1 protein-coding gene is annotated in these 1251 nt (G+C 52.0%); it reads left to right on the top strand.

The window, feature by feature from the left end; all coding sequences use genetic code 11:
• Positions 1-63: 63 nt before the first annotated feature.
• Positions 64-1211, top strand: a protein-coding gene (locus HGO40_RS30480) for an IS3 family transposase (protein WP_250966063.1) whose coding sequence is annotated in 2 segments (ribosomal slippage) — positions 64-319 and positions 319-1211 — 1149 coding nt in all. Because the reading frame shifts where the segments join, the coding sequence is not laid out codon by codon here.
• The last annotated feature ends 40 nt before the right edge of the window (positions 1212-1251 follow it).

The raw sequence follows: 1251 nt of genomic DNA on the forward strand, positions 1-1251 counted from the left end.
TGAGCTGGTCTAATAGTCCCGGACACCTCAATAGGTGAAACTACACCTATTGAGGAATATTCCATGACCAAGAAGTACAGAAAATTCGACGCCGCTTTCAAGCTAAGAGTCTGCAAGATGATTGTTGACCAGGGCCTGAGCGTGAACTCCGTTTGTACCGATTTAGACTTGAGTGACACGGCCGTGCGCCGCTGGGTCCAGCAGTACCAAGCCGAGCAGTTAGGTGGTACAGGGATTGGCAAACCGTTAACCAGCGAGCAACAGCGTATTCGTCAGCTTGAGCAGCAGATCCGCGAGCTGAAGACGGACAACGACATATTAAAAAAAGCTACGGCCTTCTTTGCCCGCGAATTGAAGTGATCCACCAATTGGTTCACCAAATGCAATGCAAGGCCTACCCGGTAATACGTATCTGTCGGGTTTTGCGGATCAGCCGTTCGGGGTTCTATGAAGCTCGTCAGAGGTCTTTTAAGCCGAAAGTTGTCTGTGCGGTTGCAGCTCAGGTCAAAGCTACGTTCGTAACCAATGAGCACTGTTATGGCAGTCGTCGGGTGATGAAAGCGCTGCGTAGCAATGGCGTATCCATTGGGCGGCACAAGGTCCGTCGGCTGATGAAACAACAGGATTTACGCCCGATCTGGAAGCGCAAGTTCGTCCATACCACCGACAGTAATCATAATTTTCCGATAGCTGAAAACCTGCTCAACCGCCAGTTCAACCCCGAGAAGATCAACCAATCATGGGTTGCTGATATCACTTATATTCGCACCCGAAGCGGCTGGCTGTACTTGGCGGCTGTCATGGATTTGTATTCACGCAAGATCGTGGGCTGGGCCATGGCACCGCATATGCGCGCCGAGTTGGTGTGTAGCGCTATGCAACTGGCCATCACACAGAGGCAGCCTGAACCGGGTCTGGTCGCGCATTCAGATCGGGGCAGCCAGTATGCAGGCGTTACTTACCAAGCCTTGCTGACACGACATGGCTTGCGCTGCAGCATGAGCCGCAAGGGCAACTGCTGGGACAACGCAGTCATGGAGCGTTTCTTCTTGAACCTGAAGATGGAGCGCGTTTGGAGGAAGGACTATGCCAACCATGATGAAGCAGTCAAGGACGTCACGGATTACATTGTGCGGTTCTACAATGAACGACGAATGCATTCATCGTTAGACTATTTGCCGCCCAATCAGTACGAGCGGCAAACAGCCTGAAAACACCGATTGAGGTGTCCGGAAAAAGTTGACCACCTCA

The sequence above is a fragment of the Pseudomonas sp. CG7 genome, from assembly GCF_023701885.1.
In the GTDB taxonomy this organism is placed as follows: domain Bacteria; phylum Pseudomonadota; class Gammaproteobacteria; order Pseudomonadales; family Pseudomonadaceae; genus Aquipseudomonas; species Aquipseudomonas zanjanensis.